The sequence below is a fragment of the Rhodanobacter fulvus Jip2 genome (assembly GCF_000264315.1).
Classification (GTDB): Bacteria; Pseudomonadota; Gammaproteobacteria; order Xanthomonadales; family Rhodanobacteraceae; genus Rhodanobacter; species Rhodanobacter fulvus.
Window position 1 is genome coordinate 12,595 of the sequence record NZ_AJXU01000044.1, and the last position, 24,661, is coordinate 37,255.

Genomic DNA, 24,661 nt, shown 5'->3' on the forward strand with positions numbered 1-24,661 from the left:
TCATCGTCAATCGGAGAACACGGCAAAACCGTGCTTGCCATCCTGGTCGGTCATGTCCTTGCTGCAGTCGTCGATGTCCTTCTGTTCCATCGTGGCGTACGGCTGGAATGCCGGCATCGCCGCGGCCAGCTTTTGCTGACTGGCGAGCAGGGCCGGCATGTGCTGTTGGCAAAGCTGGTGGGCAGCGGCTTCGATCTTGTCGGTTTGCGGCTTGATGGCCGCCTCGATCTGCTTGTCGCTCTTGCCGCTGAACGCGCCCAGCATCGCGGTCTTGGCGGCCTGCATGCCAAGGTCGGCGCCTTGCGTGCCGATGTCCATGCCGGCCGAGGCGATGCCCACGATCTGCTGGCGGTAGTCCAGCAGCAAGGCGCGTTGTGCCGGTGTGGCGTCGACCTTCTTGCCGGCGATCAGCAGATCGCCTTGCGGGGTGATTTCGGCTTTCGGTCGCTTGTCGCTGTCGTCGTCACCGAAGTGGACATGATCCAGTTCGATGTTCTTGGTGGCCAGATCGCGCTTGGCTTCCTGCATGGCCTTGTCGATGCCCTTGGCGATCAGCGAGCGCGGCGCGGTTTCGCCTTCCTTGCTGGTCGATGTCGATTGCCCGGTAGAAGCGGGCTGGGAATCCGGGGCCTGGCTGCACGCCGCCAGCGGCAGCAGCAAAAGCAGAGCGAGAGCGCGGTAAGAGAAGGGTTTCATGGATGTGCTCCTTGGTCGAGGTCGTGACGGACGGGCCGGGCGGCCCGTCCGTCAGCGTGCTCAGGCGTCGTCGCGCCAGCGGCGGAACCAGATGGCGCCGGCCAGCAGGGCCACGCCGGCGACTACACCGATCCACAGGTCGGGAGTGGCTGCCAGGTGCCAGGTCTGCGCCAGGTCCAATACATCCGTCCCGTTGCTTGAGACAAAAGCCACGGTGTTGTGTGAGCCGAAGAGGTTGCCGGTGCCCGGGAATACGCTCAGCAAGGCACGCAGCACCACGTTTTTCCAGAACCATGCCGTCGGCAGGTTGAACAAACCCATGATGCCGAACCACGCCACCAGCAGGCCGGTGCCGACAGGCAGTGCCACCGCCCACAGGAAGGGTTTGCTGCGCGACCAGGCGGAGCAGATCAGCAGCCAGCCGACCGCCGGTGCCGCCCACAACGCATACAGCGGGATATAGCCGATCAGGTTGAACATAACCCGGAACGGATGGGCCAGCAGCAGCAATTGCCACACGTTGACGCCGTGGAACGACAGCGTGACCGCGAGTATCAGCAACTGCAGCATGCCCACGACGATGCCCACGACCACGGCGATGATCGGCGCCAGCACGGTGGCGCTGATGACCTTGGACAGCACGGTGCTGGTGTCCGAGACCGGCAGCGATTTCCAGAACAGGATGCTGCGGTCGCGGCGGTCGTCATACAGTGCGCCGAGGCAATAGAAGAACACCACGAAACCCAGCACCACCACCAGCAGGCCCATGGCCGAGTACATCGCGACGTCCAGCGCAAACCCGACCTGGCTCAGGTCGCCGGCATCCATGTCGGCGATGACATGCTGCAGGCCGCCACTGGCGCCCAAGTTGATGCCGTTGCGGGCGCCCAGCACCTCGGCGGTGATGATGCCCATGATGTTGAGCAGCAGAAAGATGCCGCCGGTAATGACCGGTGCCCAGAAGAACCCGCCACGGTGCTCCCAGTATTCGCGTTTCACCAGCCAGTACACATTGTTCAATGTCTGATTCTTCAACGTCTGGGTGTTCATGCGTAGGTTCCCTTCATGGTCGCCACGAACAGGTCGCTGACGGAAGGCCGGCGGATCTCGCCCAGCCCCTCCAGCGTCGCGCGGCTCGCGCCGTCAAACAGAAAAATGCTCTTGCCGAAAACCTGGCGTTCGTCGATGGGTTTCAAGGCCCGGGCGACGTCGGCCTGGTCGGCGTTGACCATCACCTCGATGAAGCGCTCACCGACCGCATCCATGTCGGCATCCAGCACGATCCTGCCGTCGCGGATGAACATCAGGTCGGTAAGGATGTGCTCGACTTCCTCCACCTGGTGCGTCGTCACGATGATCGTCTTGTTCTCGTCGAAGTAGTCCTCCAGCAGGTTCTGGTAGAACTGCTTGCGATAGAGGATGTCCAGCCCCAGCGTGGGTTCGTCCAGGATCAGCAGGCGGGCGTCGATGGCCATCACCAGTGCCAGATGCAGCTGCACGATCATGCCCTTGGACATCTGCCGCACGCGCTGATTCGGCTGCAATTTGGTGCGCGCCAGGAAGGCCTCGCACTTCTTGCGGTCGAAACGCGGGTGCACATTGGCGACGAAATCCACCGCCTGGCTGACCTTGATCCAGCGCGGCAACACGGCCACGTCGGCGATGAAGCACACATCGCCCATCAGCTTGTCGCGCTGCTTGCGCGGGTCGTAGCCCAGCACGTTCAGCTCGCCGGTGAAATCGGTGAGCCCGAGGATGGCCTTCAGCGCCGTGGTCTTGCCCGCACCGTTGGGGCCGATCAGGCCGACGATGCGGCCGGGCTCGATCTGGAAGCTGACGTCGTCCAGCGCCACCGAGGTTTTGTACCGCTTGCCCAGCCTGCTGGCCGTAATGACCGCACTCATGATTGTTGCTCCTTGTTGGTGCTCGCTTCGCGCAGCAAGGTCTTCAGATCCAGCCCCAGCCGCTGCAGCCGGGCGAACAGTACGGGCCACTCTTCGCGCAGAAACCGCTCGCGTTCGGATTTAAGCAGCGCTTCGCGAGCGCCTTCGATGACGAACATGCCCAAGCCCCTCCGTTTTTCCACCAATTGTTGATCGACCAGTTCCTGATAGGCCTTGGAGACGGTCAGCGGGTTGATCTGGTAATCCGCTGCCACCTGGCGTACCGACGGCAACGGGTCGCCCTCGTTCAAGGCGCCATCCAGGATCATCGCCACCACGCGTTGCTGCAGCTGGCGGTAGATCGGCGCGTTGTCGTTCCAGGTGATGGTCATGCTTATTCCTTGCTGATGCCGCCGAATTGATTGGCGAACGAATAGTAGGGCATGGCCAATTGCGAGCTGACCAGGCTCAGGTGCGGCCCGCCGCCATGACCGGCGGAGGCGCCGATGAAGTCGCCGCTGTCGATCAGTGCGGCCTCGCGCCGCTCGGCGGCAGTGGGGTGGACCACGATCATGGGCAGGTCGGTCACGACCCGCTGGGTTGCCGCGGCGGATACCGGGCGGACGTCGACGTTGTAGTTGACCGCGCCCAGCGAGGCGAAGGTGAACAGGGCGGCGGCGACGCTGGCGATGAGATTTTGCGATTTCATGGCGTGCTCCTCAGTGAACTCGTTGACCGGTGTTGTAGTGAACTATAACACCATGTTTCGAGCCGTCAATGGGTGGAGCCTGAAATCGAGGTATGACTGATGGCAGGGGTGGCCGGAACGCCGTAGCGACGGCCTTTCAGCCACGCAAAAAAGGCCAGCTTGCGAGGCTGGCCTTTGCTTGGCGGTTCCGGCGTGCGGTCGCCGTGGGGAGCGGCGTGCCGCGGCCGGTCGTTGTTATCGACGCACGGACCGCCGCCGCTTGCGCCGTGTGGCGCGTCAGGCGGCTTCGGCCACCAGCGTGTGGATCGCGTCCTGTGCCGATTTCAGCGCTGCCGACTTCTGTTCGTCGCCAACCGCCACGCCTTCGGCCCGCACGATTTCGATGTCGCTGACACCGATGAAGGCGAATACGGCACGCAGGTAGGGTTCCTGGAAATCCACGGCCGCGCGTCCGCTTTCCTGGCCGTAGAAGCCGCCGCGACTGGAGGCGACGATCACCCGCTTGCCGCCGGCCAGGCCCTCCGGGCCGTTCGCGCCGTAGCGGAAGGTCTTGCCGGCGACCAGCACGCGATCAAGCCATGCCTTGAGCTGGCTGGGAATGCCGAAGTTGTACATCGGCGCGCCAATCACCACCACGTCGGCGGCGAGAAACTCTTCCAGCATCGCGTTCCCCGCCACGGCAGCGGGATCATTGGCGTCGGCGACCGGCGACCAGTGGGTCAGCGGCTGGGCGGCGAGGTCACGATAGTTGACGGTGGCGTCGGGCGTGCCGTGCTTCAGCTCCGCTACGATGTCGGCGGTGAGCTGGCGCGACACCGAATAGCTGCCGAGGGCGCTGGAATCGATATGGACGATTTTCATGGCGGGGTTTCCTGTTTGGGCCGGAAGACCGGCGACGAAATCAGGATATATTTGAAACAATGCGGCGATAAGTCGGTAGTTATCGGACTTATCGTTCTAAAAGGGAAACAACCATGACGGTGTTGACGGGTGCCTTGCAGGATCTCAATGACCTGTACTTCTTTGCCGCCGTGGTCGAACACGGTGGTTTTTCCGCCGCCGGCCGGGCGCTGGGCGTGCCTAAATCCCGCCTCAGCAAGCGCGTGGCCCAGCTCGAGGAACGGCTGGGCGTGCGCCTGCTGCAGCGGACCACGCGACGCTTCATGGTCACCGAGGTGGGCGAGCGCTTCTACGCCCATTGCCGTGCCGTGTTGGAAGAAGCGCAGGCCGCGCAGGATGCCGTGGACGAGTTGCGCGCGGAGCCGCGCGGCGTGGTGCGCCTGAGCTGCCCGATATCGCTGACGCAGACGGTGCTGGCGTATCTGCTGCCGGATTTCCTGGCGCTGTATCCCAAAATGCAGGTACGGCTGTTGTCCAGCGATCGCCGCGTCGACGTGATCGGCGAGGGCTACGACCTGGCCATCCGTGTACGCACCAAGCTGGATACCGACGCCAACCTGGTCATGCGCAGTTTCGGCCTGGCGCAAACCAAGCTGGTGGCCAGCCCCGCGCTGCTCGATGCGCTGGGCCGCCCGTCGCAACCCGATGAGCTGGCCCGCTTGCCGGCGCTGTCGATGCGCGAGCACGAGGGCGCACAGGTGTGGGAGCTGATTGATGCCGACGGCAAGCAGTCCGTCGTTGAAGTACAGGCGCGGCTGATCACCGGCGATTTTGCCGTACTGCTGGAGGCTGCCCGTCGTGGCATGGGGGTGGCGTTGTTGCCGGAGTCCGTCTGCGCGCCGGCCATCAGCAGCGGCGAGCTGGAAGTGGTGCTGCCGGATTGGAGCGTTCCCGGCGGCACCATGCACTTTGTCTACCCCAGCCGCCGCGGCATGCTGCCGGGCGTGCGCGCACTGGTGGATTTCCTGGCCGAGCGCCTGCCGGCCACCACCTCGCTGAGACACGAGCAATGCAAGAAGCGTCCGCTGGATGAGGTGCCTGCCAGACGCTGATCACGCCAATGCGCGGGGCGGCGTCGATATAATGTCCCATTCCCGATTCAGGCATCCAGACGGCCAAATCATCATGATCGAAACCAAGCTTCCGAAAGTCGGCACCACCATCTTTACCGTGATGAGCCAGCTGGCGCTGGAATACAAGGCGGTGAACCTGGGGCAGGGCTTTCCGGATTTCGAACCACCGCAGCCGCTGCGCGATGCGCTTGCCCGTGCCATGGACGAGGGCCGCAACCAGTACGCGCCGATGCACGGCACCGCCGGCCTGCGCGAACAAATCGCGCTGAAGACCGAGCGGCTTTATGGCCGCAAAGTGGATGTCGACCGCGAGATCACGGTGACCTCCGGCGCCACCGAAGCACTGTTCGCCGCGATGGCTGCGGTGGTTCGCGCGGGCGACGAGGTGATCGTGTTCGACCCGGCCTACGACAGCTACGAGCCGGCGATCGACTTGCAGGGCGCCCGTGCGGTGCATATCCCGCTGACCGTGCCGACGTTCTCGATCGACTGGCAGCGCGTGCGTGACGCGATCACGCCGAAAACCCGCATGATCCTGGTCAACAGCCCGCACAACCCGTCGGGTGCCGTGCTGTCGGCGGGCGACCTGGACGAGCTGGCGGCGATCGTGCGCGACAGCTCCATCGTGGTGCTCTCCGACGAGGTCTACGAGCACATCGTGTACGACGGTGCGCAGCACCAAAGCGTGCTGCGGCATCCGGAGCTGGCCGAGCGCAGCTTCGTGATCTCCTCGTTCGGCAAGACCTACCACTGCACGGGCTGGAAGGTCGGTTACGCGATCGCGCCACCGGCGTTGTCGGCCGAGTTCCGCAAGGTGCACCAGTACCTCACGTTCTGCACGTTCCATCCGGCGCAGGTGGCATTTGCGGAGTTCATGGCCAGCACTCCCGAGCATTACCTGGAGTTGCCGGCGTTCTACCAGGCCAAGCGCGACCGTTTCCGCGCCCTGCTGGCGCCGTCGCGCTTCAAGCTGCTGGATGTGCCGGGCGGTTATTTCCAGCTGGTCGATTATTCGGCGATCCGCGATGAGGACGATGTGGCCTTCAGCCGATGGCTGGTGGAGCAGGGTGGCGTGGCCGCGATTCCGCTGACGCCGTTTTACGAGACCGCGCCCGGCACGCGACTGCTGCGGCTGTGTTTCGCCAAGAGCGACGCCACCATGGAGGCAGGCGCCGAGCGCCTGTGCCGGCTGTGAGCATGCAACCGTTGAAAGTCTCACTGGTGCAGGGTGCCACCCGCTGGCACGACGCGCCGGCCAACCGCGATTACTACGGCACACTGGTGCGCCAGGCCAAAGGCAGCGACCTCATCGTGTTGCCGGAGACCTTCCTGTCCGGCTTCAGCAACGACACCCGCGCCAGCGCGGAAACCATGCAGGGCGAAGGCGTGGCCTGGCTGCGTGCGCTGGCGGCCGAGGTGGGCGCGGTGATCTGCGGCAGCCTGGCGATCCTGGAAGACGGCGTGGTCTACAACCGCCTGCTGTGGATGCAACCCGACGGCAGTTTCCAGCAATACGACAAACGCCACCTGTTCCGCATGGCCGGCGAACATACCCGCTATGGTGGCGGCAACGCGCGCCTGATCGTGACGCTGAAAGGCTGGCGCATCCTGCCGCAGGTTTGCTACGACCTGCGCTTCCCGGTGTGGCTGCGCAATCGCCGGCTGGCCGATGCGGCGGGCGGCATGGATTACGACCTGGCGCTGTTCGTCGCCAACTGGCCCGCACCGCGGCGGCAACCGTGGCGCACGCTGCTGCGTGCGCGGGCGATCGAAAACCTCAGCTACGTAGTCGGCGTGAACCGCGTCGGCGTGGATGGCAACGAGTTGCCGTATGCGGGCGACAGCGTGGTTGTCGACCCGGTCGGCGAGGCGTTGATCGAGCTGGGTGCGCAGGAACAGGTGGCGACCGTGACGCTGGATCCCGCTGTGCTGCTGGCACATCGCGAGCGTTTTCCCGCATGGATGGATGCGGATGCGTTTTCGCTGGATCGCGACTGATACCTGGCTCTGGTGCTTGCGGAACCGGCCGCTTTTGTGGGAGCGGATTCAGCCGCGATGCTCTTTCTCTGGAGCTCCAAAGCAAGAGCATCGCGACTGAAGTCGCTCCCACACAGGGCATGTTCAGAGTATCGCCAGCACCGTCTCGGGCGGGCGGCCGATGGCGGCCTTGCCGTTGGCGACGACGATCGGGCGCTCGATCAGTTTCGGGTGCGCCACCATCGCCGCGATCAGGGCGGATTCGCCGAGTGATTGGTCCGCCAGTCCCAGGGCCTGGTATTCCGCCTCACCCGTGCGCAACAGCGCACGTGCGGTCATCCCCAACTGCTTCAGCAACACGGCCAGCTCGACCGCGGTGGGCGGGTTGTCGAGGTAGTTGATGACCTCGATGTCGTCGCCGCGCGCTTCCAGCAAGGCCAGCGTGGCGCGGGATTTGGTGCAGCGGTTGTTGTGGTAGATACGCACCATTATTCGTGGCTCCGATCAGCCTCCGGCCGACTCAGCGATTGCCCGAGCGGTTGCCGCCACGGCCACCCGGCGGGCGTCCACCGGCGGCGCCGCCATGTCCATGCGGACGGCCCGCGCCCTGCGAACGGTTGCCACCCTGACCCTGCGGCCGGCCGGCACCCTGGGGACGATTGCCGCCCTGGCCTTGCGGGCGACCGCCGCCAGCCTGGTTGCCCTGCGCACGGTTGCCCTGGCCCTGCGGCCGGGCGCCCGGTGCGCGATTGCCATTGCCACCGCTAGTCCCGCGTGATTCGCCGCCGAAGCCGCTGTACGGGCTGCCGCCAGCGGCGGCGCGTGCGCCGAACGGCTTGCCGCCTGCGGGGCGACGATTGCCGGCGCCGCCGGCGGTGTTGCCGCGCGGTGCGCCGCCAGCGCGGTTCGCGCCGTCGCGGCTTTCACCGGCGAACCAGGTGCGTACCGAGGGCAGTTCCTGGCCCGGCGCCACGCGCCGCGCACGACCGCCACCGCTGCGTGCGCCGCCGGCGCCGCGCTCGGGGCGCGCCACGTTGCCGTTGACTTCCTTGCCGTCGCGACGCGGCGGCTTGCGGCCACGGGTGGGCTCTTCGCGGATGCGGTCGAACGCGCGTATTTCGCGGGCCTCGTCCTGGCCGCCGGTCCAGGCGGTGCCGGCACCGCGTTCGGGGCGGTATTCGGTGACGCTGCGGTTGGCGCGACGCTGGTGCAGTACCGGGCTCAGGGTCAGCACCGGTTGCGGCGCGCCCAGGCCGGTGGTCTGGCGCAATTGTTTTACCGCTTCGGCATCCAGCGGCTCGCAGTCGCCGCGGCGCAGGTTGCGCGGCAGTTCGATCTGGCCGTAGCGGATGCGCTTGAGGCGGCTGACCAGGAACCCCTGCGAGTCCCACAGGCGGCGCACTTCGCGGTTGCGGCCCTCGCGGATCACCACGCGGAACCAGCTGTGGCTGCCGCCGCGGCTGATCACCGCGATCTCGTCGAAACGGGCGGGACCGTCGTCCAGCTCCACGCCGGCTTTCAGGCGTTCGATGATCTCGTCGGGCACTTCACCGTGCACGCGGCACAGGTATTCGCGCTCGAGCCCGCTCTTGGGATGCATCAGGCCGTTGGCCAGCTCGCCATCGGTGGTCAGCAGCAGCAGGCCGGTGGTGTTGATGTCCAGCCGGCCCACGGCGACCCAGCGCGCGCCCTTCAGGCGCGGCAGCTGTTCGAACACGGTGGGGCGGCCTTCCGGGTCGTCGCGCGTGGTCAGCACGCCTTCGGGCTTGTGGTAGATCAGCACTTCAGTGTCGTCGCGGCTGTCGGTAGCCACCACGAACTGCTTGCCGTCGAGCGTCACGCGATCGCCGGCATGCACGCTGGTGCCGATTTCGGCACGCGTGCCGTTGAGCTCGACTTCGCCGGACTGGATGCGCACTTCGAGCGTGCGGCGCGAGCCCAGGCCCGCGTTGGCCAGCACCTTGTGCAGGCGCTCTTCCAGTTGGGCGGCGGCTTCGTCGCGCGGTTCACGCTTCAGGGACAGAACGGATTTTTGCGGCGCAGTCATGCGCGGTACTCCTCGGAATCTTGGCTTGCGGCGTCGGGTTCGACGTCCGCGGCGGGGTTCGCTGCCTCATCGGCAGTGGCAATCGGGTTGTCGGCGAGTGGGCTCGTGTCGGAGCCTGGCTCGTCGGACTCGGATGAAGCGGCTGGCGCGTTGGCGTCGGCCGTGGTGTCGTCAGCATCTGCGGCGTCCGCGGATGCGTGGTGTTCGGTATCAGTACGGGTTTCGCTACTGTCGGCTTCGTGTTCCCGTTCGGCTGCTGCGTCTGCGTCCGGGTCGATCGACAGATCGCGCACGATGCGGGCGGGCAGGGGTTCCGGCTCGAAGCGCAGCTGCGGGTCTTCCATGTCGCGGATTTCCGACAGCGGCGGCAACTGGTCCAGCGATTTCAGGTTGAAGTAGTCCAGGAACGCGCGGGTGGTGCCGAACAGCGCCGGCTTGCCGGGCACGTCGCGGTAACCGACCACGCGAATCCACTCGCGTTCCTCCATCGTCTTGATGATGTTGGAGGAGACCACCACGCCTCGGATCTGCTCGATCTCGGGGCGGGTGATCGGCTGGCGGTAGGCGATCAGCGCCAGCGTTTCCAGCATCGCCCGCGAATAGCGGCTGGGCCGCTCGGTCCACATCCGCGAGATCCATGGATGCACGTCCTGGCGCACCTGGTAGCGGAATCCGGAGGCGACCTCCTTCAACTCGACGCCGCGGCCTTCGCAATCGCCGGCCAGTGCTTCCAGTGCGCGGGCGATCTGCTCGTGGCCGACCTCGTCGGTTTCACTGAACAGGTCGCCCAGCTGATGGGTGGTCATCGGCTGGCTGGAGGCCAGCAGCGCGGCCTCGATGATGGGTTTGATTTGCTCGATCTGCATAACCTTGGGTCGGATGCCGATTCAATAAATGTGTTTCATTCGCCGAACGCGTCGTTGCGCGCCGATGGGTCGGCCTGGGTTTGATCGTCCGCCAGGTCGGGTTCCGCTTCGCCATGGCTGATCCTGGCCTTGACGTAGATCGGCGCCAGCGGCGCCTCCTGCACGATTTCCACCAGCATTTCCTTGGCCAGCTCCAGCATCGACAGGAAGGTCACCACGATGCCAAGACGCCCCTCGGCGGGGTCGAACAGGCTTTCGAAGCGATGGAAGCTGTTGTCGTCCAGCCGGCTCAGCAATTCGCCCATGCGCTGCCTTACGCTGAGCGCCTCGCGCTTGATCGCGTGGTGCCCGAACAGTTCGGCCCGGTGCATCACGTCTTTCAGGGCCAGCAGCAGTTCGGTCAGCTCCAGCGGCGGCGGCAACCTGATCACGTTGCGCTCGCCCGTTTCGGCATGTACCACCACGGTGTCGCGTTCGACCCGGGGCAACGCCTCGATGTCTTCCGCGGCTCGCTTGAACCGTTCGTACTCCTGCAGTCGCCGCACCAGTTCGGCGCGCGGATCCTCTTCCAGCCCTTCCTCCAGCGGCGGTCGCGGCAGCAGCAGCCGCGACTTGATCTCGGCCAGGATCGCGGCCATCAGCAGGTATTCCGCCGCCAGTTCCAGTCGCATCACATCGCGCATCAGCTCGATGTAGCTCATGTACTGCCGGGTGATCTCGGCTACAGGGATGTCCAGGATGTCCAGGTTCTGCCGGCGGATCAGGTACAGCAGCAGATCCAGCGGCCCCTCGAACGACTCCAGGATCACCTCGAGCGCGTCCGGCGGGATGTACAGATCCTGCGGCATCTGCAGCATCGGTTCGCCGCGCACGATCGCCAGCGGCATTTCCTGCTGCTGCGGCACCGACGCGAACGCATCCTGCGGTGCGGTTACCAGGCTCTCGGGCTCGACCGGCTCAGTGCTCATCAATGCATGTCGTAAAGGCCGCCTTCAGCGGCTGGCAGTGCGTTCAACGTGATTGGAACCCGTCCATTTACCGGGATGCCCCGCGGAAATGTCCGTACTTGGAGCGCGTCTCAATGCGTCTTCCCGGCTACATCTGGTTCAGCCGCCCATGGCGAACGGCAAGATTGCCTGGCGCCTTTGCCGACATGACGAAGCCACTCGATGGCGGTTCGGTCATGTGGGTCGACCGCCTCTGCGGTGCGTCGCAATCCGCCGTCAACAGCGGCAATGACGTCAGCCAGAGATGGTGGAGCCCCGGTTTCGCTGGTTGCTTGTCGGTGGTCGTTATCGGTCTGCCCGAGCACCGGTTGACTGTCCCGCCAGCGCAATGCGCTGCAAGCCTGTTGCCGGGGAACCACGCGTTGTCGAAGCGTAACGGCTGCCACGGGACAAGTCCAGCCTTATATCGGATGCGCGTGCGGGGTTTCGTTCATGCCGGCGTGTTCCGATGACCGGGCGATCCGCCCATGGACCGGACGTCGGCAGCCGGGCGCGATGTGACCCAATTGGTCGCTGTGACGCTCAGGGGTAACCCCGCATCCAGCGACGGGACAGGGCGCATCACGGTGGGGAATGGGTGCACACTCGCCCACACGACGGACACGCCAGCGGGAATGGATCATCAGGCGATCCGTCCATTGCAACCGCTACCACTGGCGCAATGGCTTGGTGGCATGGCATGTTGATTGCTTGACCACGCGTGAGCCCACTGCAAGCGATTGCCTGTTGCCGTTGCGGGGCGCATATCGGCAGCCCTGGATGTCATCGGCGCTGCCTGGTCAAGGATGCGGGGTGGCAACGAATGAACATGCTTTGTGATGCCAGACGCCATCGTGGGTGGAAGGAATCTTTGATGATCGACGAAAACGAACGAGACGACGCCGGCGCGGCGTACGAACAACTGCGGCCGGCTCGAATGCAGATCGAGACTACCGTGTTGATGTGTCGCGGCGACAAATCCCACCCCACCGAGCTGGTCGACATTTCCGCGACGGGGGCGTTGTTGCGTCGACCGCTGGGCTGGGTGGGCGAACCGGGGCAGAGTTGGGTGCTCGACATGATTTTCGGGCACAACCTGCACATCCATCTGCAGGCGGAAGTGGCGCGCATATCCGAGCACCACATCGGTTTTTCCTATACCCACATCCCCGAAGACAAGCAGGTGCCGTTGTGGAACCTGCTGGGCGGCTATGCCGACATCCTGGAGAACTGGAAGGGGTAGTGACCCTGCCGGGGTGCGGGCGTCTCTGCACGCCCGCAAGCGCTCAACCATTCAACTGGCGTTTGCAGGCGCCGGTTTGTGCTCGTCGCGCAATTCGCGGCGAAGGATCTTGCCTACATTGCTCTTGGGCAGCGAATCACGGAATTCGATCAGCTTGGGTCGCTTGTAGCCGGTAAGGTTTTCGCGACAGAAGGCCTTCAAGTCTTCGATGGTCAGGTTCGGGTCCTTGCGCACCACGAACAGTTTCACCACCTCACCGGAATGCTCGTCGGGCAGACCGACGGCCGCCACCTCGGCCACGCCGGGATGCTGCATCACGGTGTCCTCGACCTCGTTCGGATACACGTTGAAGCCGGACACCAGGATCATGTCCTTCTTGCGGTCGACGATATAGACATAGCCGCTCTCGTCCATCCGCGCGATGTCGCCGGTATGCAACCAGCCTTCGGCATCCAGCACATTGGCCGTTTCGTTGGGGCGGTTCCAGTAACCCTTCATCACCTGCGGGCCGCGCACCATCAGTTCGCCGATCTCGCCGATGGGCAGCGGCTGGCTTTCCTCCGACCATATCGCCACGTCGGTGGAGGGAATCGGCAGGCCGATCGAGCCGTTGTAGGCCGCCAGGTCCAGCGGGTTGATGCAAACCGCCGGCGAGGTTTCCGTCAAGCCGTAGGCTTCGGCCAGGGTGCAGCCGGTGGTTTTCTTCCAGCGTTCCGCCACCGACCGCTGTACCGCCATGCCACCACCCAGGGTCAGGTGCAGGCGCGAGAAATCCAGCTCGGCAAAGCCAGGCGTGTTGAGCAGGCCGTTGAACAGGGTGTTGACGCCGGTGATCGCGGTGGGCCGGGACTTCTTCAGCTCCTTGACGAAGCCGGGCATGTCGCGCGGGTTGGTGATCAGCCAGTTCAACCCGCCCAGGCTCATGAACACCAGCCCGTTCGCGGTCAGTGAAAAGATGTGGTACAGCGGCAGCGCGGTGATGATGACTTCCTCGCCGGGTTTGACCAGTTCGGTGCCGATCCACGCGCTGGCTTGCAGCATGTTCGCCACCATGTTGCCGTGGGTCAGCATGGCGCCCTTGGCCACGCCGGTGGTGCCGCCGGTGTATTGCAGGAAGGCCAGGTCGTCCCGCGTGAGTGTCACCGCGGGCAGCGGATGGGCGGCGCCACGTGCCAGCGCATCGCGGAACCGCACCGCCTGCGGCAACCGGAACGACGGCACCATCTTCTTGACATGCTTGAGCACGAAATTGATCAGCGCGCCCTTGGGAAAACCGAGCATGTCGCCGATGCCGGTGGTCACGATGTGTTCGATCTGCGTGCCGTCCAGCGACTGCTGCAGCGTGGCCGCAAAGTTGTCCAGCACCACGATGGCCTTGGCGCCGGAGTCCTCCAGCTGGTGCTTCAGTTCGCGCGCGGTGTACATCGGGTTGGTATTGACCACCACCAGCCCCGCACGCAAAGCACCGAACAGCACGATCGGATACTGCAGCACGTTGGGCATCATGATCGCGACGCGGTCGCCCTTGGTGAGCTTCAGCACGCCGGTGAGGTAGCCGGCGAACTGGCGGCTCAACTCATCGACCTGGCCGTAGCTGAGCTGCTTGCCGAAGCTGGAGAACGCCGGCCGCTGACGGAACTGCGCGAACGCTTCCTCCACCACCGCCACCACCGATGCATAGCGATCGGTATCGATCTGCGCGGGGACGCCCGCCGGATAATTCGCCAGCCACGGACGCTCATTGCTCATGCTCGGGTTCCCTGTTTGTCGATGACCATGGACCGCACGGATTCACAACGGTGGCACTATCCGTCACGAACCACGCATTCCGATTCATTGGAACATGCGCTCGCGTATAGCGGCAAGCCGCACCGCAACGAGTCCCGCCATGATTCGACCGAAGAAAACGATCCTCATCGCAGGCGCGCTTGTCCTGCTTGCGCTGGTGCTGCCGGGCTGTCGCCGCACACCGGATGAAACGCGGGTACGCGAGGCGATCGTCGCGATGGCGCAGGCGGCCGAGGCCGGTTCGGCCGGGGATCTGGCCGAACCGCTCAGCGAGGATTTCGACGGCAATGCCGGCAGTCTGGATCGGCGCAAGTTGACCGGCATGGTTCGTTTGCTGGCGCTGCGCGGCGACCATGTCGGCGTCACGATGGGGCCGGTGTCGATCGAGCACCGCGGTGAACGGATGGTGGCCACGTTCACGGTCACATTGACCAGCGGCGGCAAGCTGCTGCCTGACCAGATGGGCGTGTACCAGGTCGAATCGGCGTGGCGCAACGAGGATGGCGATTGGCGTTGCTACACCGCGACGTGGAAACGCGTGATGTAGCGCCGTTCGCGGGATTCGCCAGGCGAGGCCAGGTTCAAAAAAAAAGCGCCCCTTTCGGGGCGCTCCTTTTTTCCGGTTGTGCTGAAACTCAGGCGGCTTTCTTGCCCGCCAGCTGGCGCAACACGTATTGCAGGATGCCGCCGTGACGGAAGAAGTCGCGCTCCTTCGGGGTCAGCAGCATCACGTGCACGGTGAACTGCTTGCTGCTGCCGTCGGGCGCGGTGGCGGTGACGGTGGCTTCCTTCGAACGGCCGTCGTCCAGTCCGCTGACGTCGAACGTTTCGTTGCCGGTCAGGCCCAGCGTCCTGGCGTTCTCGCCGTTCTTGAACTGCAACGGCAGCACGCCCATGCCGACCAGGTTCGAGCGATGGATGCGCTCGAAGCTCTCGGTGATCACGGCCTTGACGCCCAGCAGCAAGGTGCCCTTGGCCGCCCAGTCGCGCGAGGAGCCGGTGCCGTATTCCTTGCCGGCAATGACTACCAGCGGCGTGCCCGCTTCCTTGTATTTCATCGCGGCGTCATAGATCGCCATTTGCTCGCCGCTGGGAACGTGGCGGGTGAAGCCGCCTTCGACGCCGTCCAGCATCTGGTTCTTGATGCGGATGTTGGCGAAGGTGCCGCGCACCATCACGTCGTCGTTGCCGCGGCGCGAGCCGTAGGAGTTGAAGTCGATCGGCTGCACGCCGCGCGAGATCAGGAAGCGACCGGCGGGTGAATCCTTCTTGATCGAACCGGCCGGCGAGATGTGGTCGGTGGTGATTGAGTCGCCGAACAGACCCAGGCAGCGCGCGCCGTGGATGTCCTCGACCTTGGCCAGCTCCATCGTCATGCCGTCGAAGTAGGGCGGGTTCTTGATGTAGGTGGACGCTTCGTCCCACGCGTACAGCGCGCCGTCCGGCGAAGCGATCGCGTTCCAGCGCTCGTCACCCTTGAACACGTCGGCGTAGTTTTTCTTGAACATGTCCGAGGTGACGGCGCTGGCGAGCAGGTCGCTGATTTCCTGATTGCTCGGCCACACGTCCTTCAGGAACACGTCCTTGCCGTCCGAACCCTGGCCCAGCGGCTGGGTGGTGAGGTCGATGTCGAGCGAGCCGGCCAGCGCATAGGCCACCACCAGCGGCGGTGAGGCCAGGTAGTTCATCTTCACTTCGGCGTGCACGCGGCCTTCGAAGTTGCGGTTGCCGGAGATCACGGCGCCCACGGTGAGGTCGCCGGTGCTGATCGCCTGGCTGATTTCCTGCGGCAGCGGGCCGGAGTTGCCGATGCAGGTGGTGCAGCCGTAGCCGACCAGGTAGAAACCGGTCTTTTCCAGCTCGGTCAGCAGGCCGGTCTTTTCCAGGTAGTCGGTGACGACCTTGGAGCCGGGGGCCAGCGAGGTCTTCACCCACGGCTTGGCCTTGAGGCCACGCGCGGCGGCCTTCTTGGCGACCAGGCCGGCGGCCAGCATCACGGCGGGGTTGGAGGTGTTGGTGCACGAGGTGATCGCGGCGATCACCACCGAGCCGTCACCGACCTTGAAGCTGTCGCCGTTCATCTCGACCCGCACCCGACCGTCGGTGATGGTGTTGTTCGGGTTGCCGATGGCGGTGGCGCCGCCCTCACTGGCAAAGGCTTCCGCGGCGCCGTTCTTCGGCACGCGATTGACGGTGGTGGCGCCCAGGTTGTCGTTGTAGTTCTGCTTGACGTCGGTCAGCAGCACGCGATCCTGCGGACGCTTCGGGCCGGCCATCGACGGTTTGACATCGGCCAGGTCCAGCTCCAGCGTGGTGGTGAATTCGGCGTGCGGGCTGTTCTCGTCATGCCACAGGCCCTGGGCCTTGGCGTACGCCTCGACCAGCGCGACCTGCTCGTCGCTGCGACCGGACAGGCGCAGGTAGCGCAGCGACTCCGCGTCGACCGGGAAGATGCCGCAGGTGGCGCCGTACTCCGGCGCCATGTTGCCGATGGTGGCGCGATCAGCCAGCGCCAGGTGCTGCAGGCCTGGGCCGAAGAACTCCACGAACTTGCCGACCACGCCCTGCTTGCGCAGCATCTGCGTCACGGTCAGCACCAGGTCGGTGGCGGTGGCGCCCTCGGGCAGCTTGCCGGACAGCTTGAAGCCGACCACCTGCGGAATCAGCATGGAGGAGGGCTGGCCCAGCATCGCCGCCTCGGCCTCGATGCCGCCCACGCCCCAGCCCAGCACGCCCAGGCCGTTGACCATGGTGGTGTGCGAGTCGGTGCCGAACACGGTGTCCGGATAGGCCCACTGCTGGCCGTCGACTTCATTGGCCATCACCACCCGAGCCAGGTGCTCCAGGTTCACCTGGTGCACGATGCCGGTACGCGGCGGCACCACCTTGAAGTCGGTCAGCGCTTTCTGGCCCCAGCGCAGGAAGCTGTAGCGGGCCTGGTTGCGCTCGAATTCGATCGCGACGTTCTTTTCCAGCGCGTCTTCGCTGCCGAACACGTCGACCTGCACCGAGTGGTCGATGACCAGTTCGGCCGGCGACAGCGGGTTGATCAGGGTCGGGTCACCGCCCAGCGCCTTCATCGCGTCGCGCATCGCCGCCAGGTCGACCACGCAGGGCACGCCGGTGAAGTCCTGCAGCAGCACGCGGGCGGGCATGAAGGAGATCTCGGTATCCGGCTCTTTCTTCGCGTCCCAGGTGGCGACCGCTTCGATTTCCTTGCTGGTCACGTCCACGCCATCCTCATGGCGCAACAGGTTTTCCAGCAGGATCTTCATCGAGTACGGCAGTCGCTTCAGGTCGAAGCGTTGGCCCAGTTTGGCGAGGCTGGCAAAGGCATATTGCTTGCCGTTGACTTCGAGTGTGTCGCGTGCGGAAAAGGTGTCTTTCATGGGAAGCTCCTGGCTGAATCCTGCGGCTGGGATGATGACCACGGCGACGGTTGGCCGTCCCGGCAAATTTGCCAATTATCGCCCAAACGCGGGGAACTCGCGAACGAATACCCGCACGTTGGCGTCGCGGAATGGCGGAAAACGTATGCAACGCCGCGCGACGAGTAGACTTCGGCGACCGTCCACCCAGCATGGGCTCCGCACACCCATGGCGCAAACGCTTTTGATGACATGCAGCATTCGATGATTTCGACCACCCTGGCGGCAGTGTCGCTGCGTGATCTCGCGCTGGTGCAGGCGGTGCATCGCCATGCGAGTTTCAACAGCGCCGCGCGCGCCATGCACATCAGCCCGTCGGGCCTGTCGCATCAGGTACAGAAGGTGGAACAGGCGCTGGGCGCGCCGCTGTTCGAGCGCGGCGGGCGCAGCATCGTGCCCACTGCGGGCGGCCGTCGCCTGCTGCAGCAGATCGACGCGGTGCTGGCCGCCGCCGAGCACCTGCAGCAGCTGGCCCGTGCCGGTGCGGTGGCCTTTGGCGGTGAATTGCGGCTGGGTTTGCCGGCATCCCTGGGGCCGTACCTGTTGCCGCATCTCATCTCGCCGTTCCCGCAGCATTTTCCGGGCGCCCGGCTGGTGATTTCCGAAGGCAAGCCGCGCGGCCTGCTGCGCCGCCTGCACGAGGGTGAGCTGGATGCCGTGCTGGCGCCGTTGGTTCCCGCCATCAGCGGCATCGCGACGAAGCCGCTTTTTTTCGAGCCGTGGGAGCTGATGCTGCGCGCCGATCATGCGCTGGCCAGCCAGCGCAGCGTGACGCTGGAGCAGCTCGACCCGGCCCAGGCCACGCTGATGGCCGAGAGCCACGCCGACGGCCTGGGCGGGGATGGCGGCGATCACGGCCACGTGCAGGACGTCAGCCTGGAAAGCCTGGCGGCGCTGGTCAGCCTGCGCGGCGGCTACGCGCTGGTGCCAGCGCTGGCGCATGAGCGGCTGGCATCGATGCCCAATATCGTTCTGGCCAGGCTGAAAGGGCAGGCCACCGGCCGCGAGATCGCGCTGTATTGGCGCGACGCCTCGCCGTGGCAGGACAACCTGCAGGTCTTCGCCACCTTGCTGCGCCGACTGGCGCGGGCACGCCCGGGGTTGAAGCTGCTGGGGTGAATGCGGCGCGGCATCCTGTGTGGGAGCGACTTCAGTCGCGATGCCTCTGCTCTGGAACTCCAAAACAAGAGCGTCGCGACTGAAATGGCTCCTGCAAAGGCGGCGCCGCCGCTCAGCCGTTGTCCAGCATCGCGCCGGTCAGCAATCCACGCGCCAACATGCTGCACTGGCGTCGGTACAGCAGCAGTTGCCACTGGCGGCCACCCACCTGTCGCCACAACACGGCCGAACGCACGGCGGCCAGCAGGTTGGCGCGAATCTTCTCCACCACCGCCGGCTGCTGCAATTGCTGCGGGTTGCCGTTGACCATCACGCGCGGGGTCAGCAGGGACAGGGTGGATACGTACAGCTCGGCCAGCCGGCCCGTGACCTGTTGCGATGCCTGACCGAAATGCTCCACCTGGCGTTGCGCCGCAACGATGCCCTGCTGCAACTGCTCAAGCAGGTCGGGGCGCGCGGACAAGCTGCGTTCCAGCCGCATCACGGTGACCACCATGCGCGTCAGCGCCATGTCGCGGTCGCTTTCGTCCAGTTGCGACACCAGCCGGCGCAGGCCCGGTCGCATGGTGGCCACCGAACCGTACACACCCACCACCGAGGGCGCGTCGATGCGGAAAATGCTGGCCACGCCGGCTTCCATCGCGGCGTCATCGCAGCGTCCTTCGTTGGCCAGCTTCTGGGCCAGCGAGCACGCCTGGAAGATGCCAGCCAATGCCAGCACGCGCTCTTCATTCATCGAAAAAGTTTCAAACACCAGAACGTGACTCGCTGCTCAAGAGGGGAGGAGAGGTGGCAAGCCACCATAAGTGGCGTCGGTGGCGGCGATCACGGCGCCACCGAGGCAGGCCTCGCCATCATAGAGAACCACCGACTGGCCGGGGGTGACGGCGCGCTGGGGTTCGTCGAAGCGTACTTCCAGCCGGTCGGCATGCACGGTGACTTCACAGGCCTGGTCGAGCTGGCGATAGCGGGTGCGGGCGGTGCAGCGAAAGTGCGGCGCGGGCGCCTCGCCGGCAACCCAGCTCGGCGTTTCCGTTTCCAGCCGGTGCGAGTGGAGCCAGTGATTCTCGCCACCCTGGGCCACGTACAGCACATTGCTGGCGACATTCTTGCCCACCACGAACCAGGCCTCGCCACTGGCGCCATGGCGGCCGCCGATGCCCAGGCCGTTGCGCTGGCCCAGCGTGTAATACATCACGCCTTGATGCTCGCCGATCCGTTCCCCCTCGGGCGTACGCATCTCGCCGGGGCGGGCAGGGATGTACTGCGCCAGGAAGCTGCGGAAATCGCGTTCACCGATGAAGCAGATGCCGGTGGAATCCTTCTTGGCATGAGTGGGCAACGCCGCTTCGCGGGCCAGTTCGCGAACACGCGGTTTCTCGATGCCGCCCAGCGGAAACAGCGTGGCGGACAGCTGCTGCTGGCCCAGCGCGTGCAGGAAATAGCTCTGGTCCTTGGCCGCATCCACGGCGCGCAACAGCCGGTAGCGACCGTCGCGCCGATCCACGCGGGCGTAGTGGCCGGTGGCGATCTTCTCCGCGCCCAGCGCCTGCGCCTCGTGCAGAAACGTCTTGAACTTGATCTCCCGGTTGCACAGCACGTCGGGATTCGGCGTCCGGCCGGCGCGGTATTCGTCGAGAAAATGGGCGAACACGCCATCCCAGTACTCCGCCGCGAAATTGCGCGCGTGGAACGGAATGCCCAGCCGCCCGCATACCGCCACCGCGTCCTTGCGGTCGGCATCGGTGGTGCATGGCCCGCTGCGCTCGTCTTCCTCCCAGTTCTGCATGAACAGGCCCTCGACCTCGTGGCCGGCTTGTTGCAAAAGCAAGGCGGCGACCGAGGAATCGACGCCACCGGAAATGCCCAGCATCACTTTCATGCGGGCGTGTCCGGCGGGTTGCCCGGCAGGTAATCCAGCGCCCGCAACGGCAGGCGTTGGCCCGCCAGCCAGGCGTCGATGCTGAGCAGCACCAGCGGGCTGCGCAGGCGATCGCCCAGGGCGGCGATTTCGGCGCGGGTGAGCCACAGCGCGCGACGGATACCGGTGTCCAGCGGCCGTGCGGGATCGTGGCTCAGCGCACGCGCCGCGAAGCTGAAGCGCACTACGCCATCGCCATGCTCGGTACTGCGCCATTGCTGCACGCCGATGAGGTGCTGCAACTCGACCGTCCAGCCGGTTTCCTCCAGCGTCTCGCGCAACGCGGCGTCGGTGAGGCTTTCGTGATCTTCCAGGTGACCCGCGGGCTGGTTGTAGGCGAGGCGACCGCAGGCCTCTTCCTCGACCATCAGGTAACGGTCGCCATCGGCGACCACGCAGGCCACCGTGACATGGGGACACCAGACAGTTCGCGGGGTAGGGGGAGCGGACACGGGTAAATCGGACATGGGCAGGTACTGGAAAAGCGCCCATTGTGCCATTACCTCATGCACTTCTCGCTGCGGGGCGCAAGCGGCCGCAGCGTATACTCGACATCGAAATCATCACTCAAGAACTCATGGCCCACGAATCCGAACACGAACATGATCACGGCCGGGGACTGGCGGTGGAATCGGCCAAGCCGGAGGTGGCGCGACCACCCCTGTTTCGGGTATTGCTGCTCAACGACGACTTCACCCCGATGGATTTTGTGGTTGAAGTGTTGCGTGGCTTCTTCAACCTCGACCAGGAGCAGGCGGTACAGGTGATGTTGCACGTGCATACTCGTGGACGCGGCGTTTGCGGGGTTTTTACCCGGGAGGTGGCCGAGACCAAGGTGACTCAGGTAAACGAATATTCACGCGCTCATCAGCACCCGTTGTTGTGCACTATGGAAAAGGCTTGAGCACCCCCATTTTGGTGGGCATGGCGACAGTAAGTCGCTTCCAACCTCAGCGGAGTCGATCCGAATGTTCAGCAAGGATCTCGAAGTCACCATCGGCCATTGCTACAAGCAGGCCCGGGAGCAACGCCACGAGTTCATGACCGTGGAACACCTGTTGCTGGCGCTCACCACCAACCAGTCGGCGCTGGGCGCACTGCGCGCCTGCGGCGTCGACCTGCCGCGCTTGAGCAGCGAGCTCGAGCGCATCATCGCCGAGACCGTGCCGGTGCTGCCGCAAGGCGACGAGCGCGATACGCAACCGACGCTGGGTTTCCAGCGCGTGCTGCAGCGCGCCGTTTATCACGTGCAATCCTCCGGCCGCAAGGAAGTTACCGGCGCCAACGTGCTGGTGGCGATCTTTGGCGAGAAGGATTCGCATGCGGTGTATTTCATGCACCAGCAGGAGATCACCCGTCTCGACGTGGTCAATTACATCTCGCACGGCATCGCCAAGATCGGTGAGGAGCCGGCCGCCGGCGCCGCGGGCGGGCAGGAGCGCGAGGGCGAGGAAGGCGAGGCCAAGGGCAACCCGCTGCATGAGTTCGCCAGCAACCTCAACGAACTGGCGCTCGAGGGCAAGATCGATCCGCTGATCGGCCGCACCGACGAGATCGAGCGCACCATCCAGGTGCTGTGCCGCCGCCGCAAGAACAACCCGCTGTACGTGGGCGAGGCCGGCGTGGGCAAGACCGCGCTGGCCGAGGGCCTGGCCAAGCGGATCGTGGACGGTGAAGTGCCGCAGGTGCTGGAGGAAGCCACCATCTGGTCGCTCGACCTCGGCGCGCTGGTAGCTGGCACCAAGTATCGCGGCGACTTCGAGAAGCGCCTGAAGGGCGTGATCACCCAGCTCAAGAAGCAGCCGGGCGCGATCCTGTTCATCGACGAAATCCACACCATCATCGGTGCGGGTTCCGCCTCGGGCGGCACCATGGATGCGTCCAACCTGATCAAGCCGATGCTGGCGTCGGGCGAGCTGCGCTGCATCGGTTCCACCACGTTCCAGGAATACCGCGGCGTATTCGAGAAGGACCGCGCACTCGCGCGGCGCTTCCAGAAGATCGACGTGGTCGAGCCCACCGTGGCCGACAGTATCGAGATCCTGAAGGGCCTGCGTTCGCGCTTCGAGGAGCATCACCACGTCGCCTATACCAACGAGGCGTTGAAGGCGGCGGTGGATCTTTCCGTCAAGCACATCCCCGACCGGCTGCTGCCGGACAAGGCGATCGACGTGATCGATGAGGCGGGCGCGCGTCAGCGTTTGCTGCCGGATGACGAGCGCACCGGCACCATCGACGTGGGCGAGGTGGAATACATCGTCGCCAAGATGGCGCGGATTCCCGCCAAGCAGGTGTCCGCGTCCGACCGCGATGTGTTGCGCAACCTCGAGCGCAATCTGAAAATGGTGGTTTTCGGGCAGGATCCGGCGATCGAGGCGCTGGCCGCTTCGATCAAGATGGCCCGTTCGGGCCTGGCCGACCCGTCCAAGCCGATCGGCTGCTTCCTGCTGGCCGGCCCGACCGGTGTGGGCAAGACCGAGGTCACCAAGCAGCTGGCCATGCAACTGGGGATCGAAATGATCCGCTTCGACATGTCCGAGTACATGGAGAGCCACTCCGTGTCGCGGCTGGTTGGCGCGCCTCCCGGCTATGTCGGTTTCGACCAGGGCGGGCTGTTGACCGAGGCAGTGGTGAAGCATCCGCATGCGGTGCTGCTGCTGGACGAGATCGAGAAGGCGCACCCGGACGTGTTCAACATCCTGCTGCAGGTGATGGACCGCGGCGTGCTCACCGACACCAATGGTCGCGAGGCCAACTTCAAGAACGTGGTGGTGGTGATGACCACCAACGCGGGCGCGGCGCTGGCGTCGCGGCGCAGCATCGGTTTCGTGGAGCAGAAGCACGAGTCCGACGCGATGGAAGTGATCCGCCGCATCTTCACCCCGGAGTTCCGCAACCGGCTGGACGCGATCATCCAGTTCGGCGCGCTGGATTTCGAGCACATCCTGCGCGTGGTGGACAAGTTCCTGATCGAGCTGGAAAGCCAGCTTGCCGAGAAGCAGGTGGTACTGGACGTGGATGCAGACGCCCGCCATTGGCTGGCTGAGCATGGCTTCGACGCGCAGATGGGCGCACGTCCGATGGCTCGCGTGATCCAGGAGAAGGTGAAGCGGGCACTGGCCGACGAACTGCTGTTCGGCAAGCTGGCCGACGGCGGCAAGGTCCGGCTCAGCGTGCGCGACGGCGAGTTGCAGGTCGATTGCGAGGCCAGCGAGAAGTTTCCGGTGGTGGTGTAACCGGTACTGCGCTCAAACGCGAGGCAAAACAAAGGCGGCGCATTGCGCCGCCTTTTGTCTCCGAGCATCCGGATCGCGCCGGTTGAGTGCAGGCCGTGGCGAAGCCAACGGGCCGGCTACTACCTCAACACCGGTTTACTTCATGCGGTAGGTAATCCGCCCCTTGCTCAGGTCGTACGGGGTCATTTCGATCTTGACCTTGTCGCCCGTGAGGATGCGGATGTAATGCTTGCGCATGCGGCCGGAAATATGGGCGATGACAACATGCCCATTCTCCAGTTGTACGCGAAACATGGTGTTGGGCAAGGTCTCCTGGACCGTACCCTCCATTTCGATGACGTCGTCTTTTGCCATGTGGTCCGGTGTTCGTGCACAGCCATCGTGGCTGCGTAAGCCGACGAGTATGCCACGGATGTGGCCCTGGTCAAAGAATCATCAGTCGCGACCGCCCGGGGTCAGGCGAAGTGCTCGTCGAGCTTGCGCTGGATTTCCTGCTCGATCATGCCTTTCATCGGCGACAGCATCAGGCCCAGTTCGGCGTTGACGAGGATCTCGCTGGCACCGATGGCGATGTCGCCCTTGACGCCGGGTCGGGTGAAACGCAATGCATCACCCTGCCACTCGCACGCCATGCCGAACTTTTCGCGCATGCGCGCGGCGATCTGGTCGATCACCGAACGGGCCTCGGCAGGCGTCATCTGGTGGGGGCGTTTCAGTTGGATTCTGGACATGCCGCGCTCCGCAGTAAGCCGCGTAGTTTAAGGCAGCGATGCCTTCAGTGGCACGGCG

The 24,661-nt window shown here is 65.0% G+C and carries 25 protein-coding genes; 8 read left to right on the forward strand and 17 right to left on the reverse strand.

The genetic code is table 11. The features are described from left to right. Positions 1-6 precede the first annotated feature (6 nt). The 6 genes from UU9_RS11100 to UU9_RS11125 form a co-directional block, all read right to left on the reverse strand. Positions 7-696, reverse strand: coding sequence for a YggN family protein (locus UU9_RS11100; protein WP_007081848.1), 690 nt, complete (start codon positions 694-696; stop codon positions 7-9). A gap of 60 nt (positions 697-756) precedes the next feature. Further along, a complete protein-coding gene (locus UU9_RS11105) occupies positions 757-1,746 on the reverse strand; it encodes an ABC-2 transporter permease (RefSeq protein ID WP_007081849.1) in 990 nt (329 codons plus the stop codon). Next, on the reverse strand, positions 1,743-2,600 hold the full coding sequence (locus tag UU9_RS11110; protein ID WP_007081850.1) for an ABC transporter ATP-binding protein: 858 nt from the start codon (positions 2,598-2,600) through the stop codon (positions 1,743-1,745). The genes UU9_RS11105 and UU9_RS11110 overlap by 4 nt, the downstream gene beginning before the upstream one ends. Then, the gene (locus tag UU9_RS11115) at positions 2,597-2,971 is read right to left on the reverse strand and encodes a GntR family transcriptional regulator (protein WP_007081851.1); all 375 of its coding nucleotides are present in this window, start codon (positions 2,969-2,971) and stop codon (positions 2,597-2,599) included. The genes UU9_RS11110 and UU9_RS11115 overlap by 4 nt, the downstream gene beginning before the upstream one ends. 2 nt (positions 2,972-2,973) lie before the next feature. Continuing rightward, positions 2,974-3,288 (reverse strand): hypothetical protein, encoded by a 315-nt coding sequence (locus UU9_RS11120; protein WP_007081852.1) that lies wholly within the window; start codon positions 3,286-3,288, stop codon positions 2,974-2,976. 276 nt (positions 3,289-3,564) lie between these two features. Then, entirely contained in the window at positions 3,565-4,149 is a 585-nt protein-coding gene (locus UU9_RS11125) for an FMN-dependent NADH-azoreductase (RefSeq protein ID WP_007081853.1), read from the reverse strand. 113 nt (positions 4,150-4,262) lie between these two features. On the opposite strand from UU9_RS11125, the gene UU9_RS11130 reads away from it, so the two are divergent. The 3 genes from UU9_RS11130 (at position 4,263) to UU9_RS11140 (ending at position 7,259) form a co-directional block, all read left to right on the forward strand. Further along, on the forward strand, positions 4,263-5,240 hold the full coding sequence (locus tag UU9_RS11130; RefSeq protein WP_007081854.1) for a LysR substrate-binding domain-containing protein: 978 nt from the start codon (positions 4,263-4,265) through the stop codon (positions 5,238-5,240). A 73-nt stretch (positions 5,241-5,313) separates the two neighbouring features. Further along, complete coding sequence (locus UU9_RS11135; protein ID WP_007081855.1) at positions 5,314-6,456, forward strand: pyridoxal phosphate-dependent aminotransferase; 1,143 nt, start codon at positions 5,314-5,316, stop codon at positions 6,454-6,456. A 2-nt stretch (positions 6,457-6,458) separates the two neighbouring features. Continuing rightward, positions 6,459-7,259: an amidohydrolase gene (locus UU9_RS11140; RefSeq protein WP_040670853.1), complete on the forward strand. Its 801-nt coding sequence runs from the start codon at positions 6,459-6,461 to the stop codon at positions 7,257-7,259. A gap of 123 nt (positions 7,260-7,382) precedes the next feature. Here the strand turns inward: UU9_RS11140 and arsC are convergent, their stop codons facing one another. The 4 genes from arsC to UU9_RS11160 are packed head-to-tail and all read right to left on the reverse strand — an operon-like array spanning position 7,383 to position 11,119. After that, on the reverse strand, positions 7,383-7,727 hold the full coding sequence (gene arsC, locus UU9_RS11145) for an arsenate reductase (glutaredoxin) (RefSeq protein ID WP_007081857.1): 345 nt from the start codon (positions 7,725-7,727) through the stop codon (positions 7,383-7,385). 31 nt (positions 7,728-7,758) lie between these two features. Then, entirely contained in the window at positions 7,759-9,285 is a 1,527-nt protein-coding gene (locus UU9_RS11150; RefSeq protein ID WP_007081858.1) for a pseudouridine synthase, read from the reverse strand. After that, positions 9,282-10,151, reverse strand: a complete 870-nt coding sequence (scpB, locus tag UU9_RS11155) for an SMC-Scp complex subunit ScpB (protein WP_007081859.1) — start codon at positions 10,149-10,151, stop codon at positions 9,282-9,284. Before scpB ends, UU9_RS11150 begins: the two co-directional genes overlap by 4 nt. 35 nt (positions 10,152-10,186) lie before the next feature. Continuing rightward, complete coding sequence (locus tag UU9_RS11160) at positions 10,187-11,119, reverse strand: segregation and condensation protein A (RefSeq protein ID WP_007081860.1); 933 nt, start codon at positions 11,117-11,119, stop codon at positions 10,187-10,189. Positions 11,120-12,011: 892 nt separating this feature from the next. Between UU9_RS11160 and UU9_RS11165 the strand changes: the two genes are divergently transcribed. After that, a complete protein-coding gene (locus UU9_RS11165; RefSeq protein ID WP_007081861.1) occupies positions 12,012-12,380 on the forward strand; it encodes a PilZ domain-containing protein in 369 nt (122 codons plus the stop codon). A 51-nt stretch (positions 12,381-12,431) separates the two neighbouring features. Here the strand turns inward: UU9_RS11165 and UU9_RS11170 are convergent, their stop codons facing one another. After that, entirely contained in the window at positions 12,432-14,129 is a 1,698-nt protein-coding gene (locus UU9_RS11170) for an AMP-binding protein (protein ID WP_007081862.1), read from the reverse strand. 139 nt (positions 14,130-14,268) lie between these two features. Between UU9_RS11170 and UU9_RS11175 the strand changes: the two genes are divergently transcribed. Next, positions 14,269-14,715 (forward strand): hypothetical protein, encoded by a 447-nt coding sequence (locus tag UU9_RS11175; protein WP_007081863.1) that lies wholly within the window; start codon positions 14,269-14,271, stop codon positions 14,713-14,715. Between the two features lie 88 nt (positions 14,716-14,803). Here the strand turns inward: UU9_RS11175 and acnA are convergent, their stop codons facing one another. Continuing rightward, the gene (gene acnA, locus UU9_RS11180) at positions 14,804-17,557 is read right to left on the reverse strand and encodes an aconitate hydratase AcnA (protein ID WP_007081864.1); all 2,754 of its coding nucleotides are present in this window, start codon (positions 17,555-17,557) and stop codon (positions 14,804-14,806) included. Positions 17,558-17,788: 231 nt separating this feature from the next. Between acnA and UU9_RS11185 the strand changes: the two genes are divergently transcribed. Continuing rightward, positions 17,789-18,715 carry a LysR family transcriptional regulator gene (locus UU9_RS11185; RefSeq protein WP_007081865.1) on the forward strand — a complete coding sequence of 309 codons (927 nt, stop codon included), beginning with the start codon at positions 17,789-17,791 and terminating at the stop codon, positions 18,713-18,715. A gap of 112 nt (positions 18,716-18,827) precedes the next feature. Here the strand turns inward: UU9_RS11185 and hflD are convergent, their stop codons facing one another. Genes hflD through UU9_RS11200 form a run of 3 tightly spaced genes read right to left on the reverse strand, consistent with a single transcriptional unit; the run spans position 18,828 to position 21,088 of the window. Next, positions 18,828-19,451 (reverse strand): high frequency lysogenization protein HflD, encoded by a 624-nt coding sequence (gene hflD / locus UU9_RS11190; RefSeq protein WP_007081866.1) that lies wholly within the window; start codon positions 19,449-19,451, stop codon positions 18,828-18,830. A 36-nt stretch (positions 19,452-19,487) separates the two neighbouring features. Next, positions 19,488-20,597: a tRNA 2-thiouridine(34) synthase MnmA gene (gene mnmA / locus UU9_RS11195; protein WP_007081867.1), complete on the reverse strand. Its 1,110-nt coding sequence runs from the start codon at positions 20,595-20,597 to the stop codon at positions 19,488-19,490. Continuing rightward, positions 20,594-21,088, reverse strand: a complete 495-nt coding sequence (locus UU9_RS11200) for an NUDIX hydrolase (RefSeq protein WP_040670874.1) — start codon at positions 21,086-21,088, stop codon at positions 20,594-20,596. The genes mnmA and UU9_RS11200 overlap by 4 nt, the downstream gene beginning before the upstream one ends. A 125-nt stretch (positions 21,089-21,213) precedes the next feature. Between UU9_RS11200 and clpS the strand changes: the two genes are divergently transcribed. Further along, on the forward strand, positions 21,214-21,540 hold the full coding sequence (clpS, locus tag UU9_RS11205) for an ATP-dependent Clp protease adapter ClpS (RefSeq protein ID WP_007081869.1): 327 nt from the start codon (positions 21,214-21,216) through the stop codon (positions 21,538-21,540). 64 nt (positions 21,541-21,604) lie between these two features. Next, on the forward strand, positions 21,605-23,872 hold the full coding sequence (gene clpA / locus UU9_RS11210) for an ATP-dependent Clp protease ATP-binding subunit ClpA (protein WP_007081870.1): 2,268 nt from the start codon (positions 21,605-21,607) through the stop codon (positions 23,870-23,872). A gap of 135 nt (positions 23,873-24,007) precedes the next feature. Here clpA and infA read toward each other — a convergent pair whose 3' ends face one another. Both infA and UU9_RS11220 read right to left on the reverse strand, forming a co-directional pair. Next, positions 24,008-24,226 (reverse strand): translation initiation factor IF-1, encoded by a 219-nt coding sequence (infA, locus tag UU9_RS11215; protein WP_007081871.1) that lies wholly within the window; start codon positions 24,224-24,226, stop codon positions 24,008-24,010. A gap of 101 nt (positions 24,227-24,327) precedes the next feature. After that, positions 24,328-24,603 carry a polyhydroxyalkanoic acid system family protein gene (locus UU9_RS11220; protein WP_040670856.1) on the reverse strand — a complete coding sequence of 92 codons (276 nt, stop codon included), beginning with the start codon at positions 24,601-24,603 and terminating at the stop codon, positions 24,328-24,330. Between the last annotated feature and the right edge of the window lie 58 nt (positions 24,604-24,661).

Coding starts and splice junctions, on each gene's coding strand:
- UU9_RS11105 (WP_007081849.1), bottom strand. CDS start 1,746: ATGAACACCCAGACGTTGAAGAATCAGACATTGAACAATGTGTACTGG.
- UU9_RS11160 (WP_007081860.1), bottom strand. CDS start 11,119: ATGAGCACTGAGCCGGTCGAGCCCGAGAGCCTGGTAACCGCACCGCAG.
- UU9_RS11110 (WP_007081850.1), bottom strand. CDS start 2,600: ATGAGTGCGGTCATTACGGCCAGCAGGCTGGGCAAGCGGTACAAAACC.
- UU9_RS11115 (WP_007081851.1), bottom strand. CDS start 2,971: ATGACCATCACCTGGAACGACAACGCGCCGATCTACCGCCAGCTGCAG.
- scpB (WP_007081859.1), bottom strand. CDS start 10,151: ATGCAGATCGAGCAAATCAAACCCATCATCGAGGCCGCGCTGCTGGCC.
- arsC (WP_007081857.1), bottom strand. CDS start 7,727: ATGGTGCGTATCTACCACAACAACCGCTGCACCAAATCCCGCGCCACG.
- acnA (WP_007081864.1), bottom strand. CDS start 17,557: ATGAAAGACACCTTTTCCGCACGCGACACACTCGAAGTCAACGGCAAG.
- clpA (WP_007081870.1), top strand. CDS start 21,605: ATGTTCAGCAAGGATCTCGAAGTCACCATCGGCCATTGCTACAAGCAG.
- UU9_RS11165 (WP_007081861.1), top strand. CDS start 12,012: ATGATCGACGAAAACGAACGAGACGACGCCGGCGCGGCGTACGAACAA.
- UU9_RS11125 (WP_007081853.1), bottom strand. CDS start 4,149: ATGAAAATCGTCCATATCGATTCCAGCGCCCTCGGCAGCTATTCGGTG.
- UU9_RS11150 (WP_007081858.1), bottom strand. CDS start 9,285: ATGACTGCGCCGCAAAAATCCGTTCTGTCCCTGAAGCGTGAACCGCGC.
- hflD (WP_007081866.1), bottom strand. CDS start 19,451: ATGAATGAAGAGCGCGTGCTGGCATTGGCTGGCATCTTCCAGGCGTGC.
- UU9_RS11185 (WP_007081865.1), top strand. CDS start 17,789: ATGCAGCATTCGATGATTTCGACCACCCTGGCGGCAGTGTCGCTGCGT.
- UU9_RS11120 (WP_007081852.1), bottom strand. CDS start 3,288: ATGAAATCGCAAAATCTCATCGCCAGCGTCGCCGCCGCCCTGTTCACC.
- mnmA (WP_007081867.1), bottom strand. CDS start 20,597: ATGAAAGTGATGCTGGGCATTTCCGGTGGCGTCGATTCCTCGGTCGCC.
- UU9_RS11130 (WP_007081854.1), top strand. CDS start 4,263: ATGACGGTGTTGACGGGTGCCTTGCAGGATCTCAATGACCTGTACTTC.
- UU9_RS11100 (WP_007081848.1), bottom strand. CDS start 696: ATGAAACCCTTCTCTTACCGCGCTCTCGCTCTGCTTTTGCTGCTGCCG.
- UU9_RS11170 (WP_007081862.1), bottom strand. CDS start 14,129: ATGAGCAATGAGCGTCCGTGGCTGGCGAATTATCCGGCGGGCGTCCCC.
- UU9_RS11175 (WP_007081863.1), top strand. CDS start 14,269: ATGATTCGACCGAAGAAAACGATCCTCATCGCAGGCGCGCTTGTCCTG.
- UU9_RS11220 (WP_040670856.1), bottom strand. CDS start 24,603: ATGTCCAGAATCCAACTGAAACGCCCCCACCAGATGACGCCTGCCGAG.
- UU9_RS11140 (WP_040670853.1), top strand. CDS start 6,459: ATGCAACCGTTGAAAGTCTCACTGGTGCAGGGTGCCACCCGCTGGCAC.
- UU9_RS11135 (WP_007081855.1), top strand. CDS start 5,314: ATGATCGAAACCAAGCTTCCGAAAGTCGGCACCACCATCTTTACCGTG.
- infA (WP_007081871.1), bottom strand. CDS start 24,226: ATGGCAAAAGACGACGTCATCGAAATGGAGGGTACGGTCCAGGAGACC.
- clpS (WP_007081869.1), top strand. CDS start 21,214: ATGGCCCACGAATCCGAACACGAACATGATCACGGCCGGGGACTGGCG.